The sequence below is a fragment of the Lunatibacter salilacus genome (assembly GCF_009797935.1).
Taxonomy (GTDB): Bacteria; Bacteroidota; Bacteroidia; order Cytophagales; family Cyclobacteriaceae; genus Lunatibacter; species Lunatibacter salilacus.
Window position 1 is genome coordinate 1 of record NZ_VOLC01000042.1, and the last position, 2161, is coordinate 2161.

The 2161-nt window shown below is 43.2% G+C and carries 3 protein-coding genes; all 3 read right to left on the reverse strand.

The window, feature by feature from the left end; translation table 11 throughout:
• Positions 1 to 403: 403 nt before the first annotated feature.
• The 3 genes from FQ608_RS27015 to FQ608_RS27025 all read right to left on the reverse strand — a co-directional run bounded on the left by FQ608_RS27015 (position 404) and on the right by FQ608_RS27025 (position 1979).
• The gene (locus FQ608_RS27015) at positions 404 to 715 is read right to left on the reverse strand and encodes a type II toxin-antitoxin system RelE/ParE family toxin (protein WP_158861631.1); all 312 of its coding nucleotides are present in this window, start codon (positions 713 to 715) and stop codon (positions 404 to 406) included.
• Between the two features lie 5 nt (positions 716 to 720).
• On the reverse strand, positions 721 to 990 hold the full coding sequence (locus FQ608_RS27020) for a hypothetical protein (protein ID WP_234364429.1): 270 nt from the start codon (positions 988 to 990) through the stop codon (positions 721 to 723).
• 731 nt (positions 991 to 1721) lie between these two features.
• Entirely contained in the window at positions 1722 to 1979 is a 258-nt protein-coding gene (locus FQ608_RS27025; protein WP_234364430.1) for a hypothetical protein, read from the reverse strand.
• Positions 1980 to 2161: the final 182 nt, after the last annotated feature.

Genomic DNA, 2161 nt, shown 5'->3' on the forward strand with positions numbered 1-2161 from the left:
TCACCGGATTTACCTTAACTTAATACCATTGAGTGGATACTACACCCAGTCGGGGAAGGAATGGTTTTTTTGGAACCGTCTTTAAATCTCAGTCAGAAAGTTTTCAAAATGTCCGGTATCTGTTTACTAATAAGCTCTTTCTTAAGCCATTGCAAATGGCATGAAACGGATTACGTCCTCCAAGAAGATTAGAAATAGTAGGGTGTAGTGAATACTACACCCAGTCGGGGCCTCCAATATAGGGACTTTTTTCTTTCAATTGAAAAAAAGAAAAGCCTTTTGGGCCTCTCCTTTTGACAACTGTGTTGATCATTAACCTCGGAATGTCACGGACTTGCAGCGAACTTCCCCCGTGCACATAAGGCATGGCGCAGTATGTTTCGGATTAGGTATTGATTGGTCGTTACCGGTTCCCTTTGAGCATTCTATCGGGATGTTGGTGGGTGTCTATTATATCTGTCACTACGACCCGTTTTTTGTCTATCAAATAAATGATTTTAAAGTGGGATTCGACCAATAAATAGCGGTGTCCCTGATCGAGGGATTTTAGCATTTCTTCTTTCTGCCCTCTTTCCGGGTTGTCCGATAAACTCTTAGCTTTTCCAAGTATAGTCTTTCGTACCTTTATAGCATAAAAATCGAACTCCAAACTTCTGTAGTGTTTACAAATTTCTTTCAATGATTCTTTGGCGGGCTCGGTGATTAAAACATTCATCCCCCTTACCAGTTTTCCGATTCTTTTTCCAGATCCTCAATACTTATCACCCTTCCTTCTTTGATGGCTTTATTTGAGTTCCTTGCCCTGGCTACCAATTCTGACCTGGTAATGGGGCCGCCGTCCGGTTTATAACCGGCTATTGGTTCTTTCTGGGAACTCAATAAATCTTTGATCTGCTGAATTATCTTTATATCTTCCAGTTTTGCCAGCTGTTCTATCAGGTATAGTTTTTCTGCTTTGATATCCATTTCTCTATAATGTATTGTCTTCATAAAGTTAACGTTTTTTTGGGATTTGTGGGTTTCATTTAAACGGATGATATTTCAACACCGCCCTCTTCAGCTCTTTCAGCTGTGCCTGTTTGTATTTCTCGGTTGCCGAGGGGTTTATGTGCCCCGCAAACAACCGGATGATCATCAGATCGTTGCCCACCTTCAGGAGGTTGGTAATCACACTCTGCCGTACCGTCAGGACCTTATTTGGTGCGTAAAATCCCTTGAAGCTCCTTTTTACGTACTTGATGATATCTTCCGCAGTTATCGCGTTCTGAAGGCTTCCGATCAGCAGCCCGTCACTTTCATTGTCCTTTAGGAGATTCGGCCTGGCATCCCGAAGGTAACGGTACGCTCCCGGACAGCCTTTTCAGATTTTTTACAGCTTTCCATCACAACTTTAAAGAACGTTTCGCCCCCGTGGACAGCCATAAAGATAGTTTTTTCTTTCAGTTGAAAAACAAAAGTCCCCACAGGTAGAACTACTTAATATTTCCTAGGCGATATTTGACAGTCTGTCCAAGCTATGAGAATACCTGTTTACAAAATTGCTTTTTCTAACCTCAGCCAGCTATGGTTCATATCAAGTGAAATTCTTTTTCCAAGTAGTTCTTGAGTAAGCCATTGCAAATGGCCCGAACGGGTTACGGTTCTAAAGGAGGTTAGGGATATTGGGGTGTAGAGAATTCTACACCCAGGTCGGGGAGAATATCGGACCGCCAACGCCACGGCTAGAAGTTGAATCGGTTTTTGATTTCCTCACGGACAGATTCATGGGACACGTACTGGCCTTTGTCCAACTGTTCCAGACCCTCGTCGATGGCAGCACGGTCATCCACACTTAACTCTTCCCAAAAATCAACTTGGTCCTCGATGTTCAAAAGTGACTTGACAGCGTTCAAAACACGCTCGTCTTTCGTGTTGATGATTTCAGATATGATCCTGTATTTTAACGCAATATCCATTTTATGGCGAATTAACTTATCCATAAAGTTAACGGTTTTTTTGGTCAGTTAAGTTTCCCCTATCCAAAAAGATGGCACTTCCCTGCGACTGCCCTAATCCAAGTTTCCCGCAAATGCATTTCCCTCGCCCAGCGGATAGCCGCATCCAGGGGTAAAGTTTCACCATCTCCTCCCTGCTTACCGTTTCCATGTCCGTCAGGCTGCTG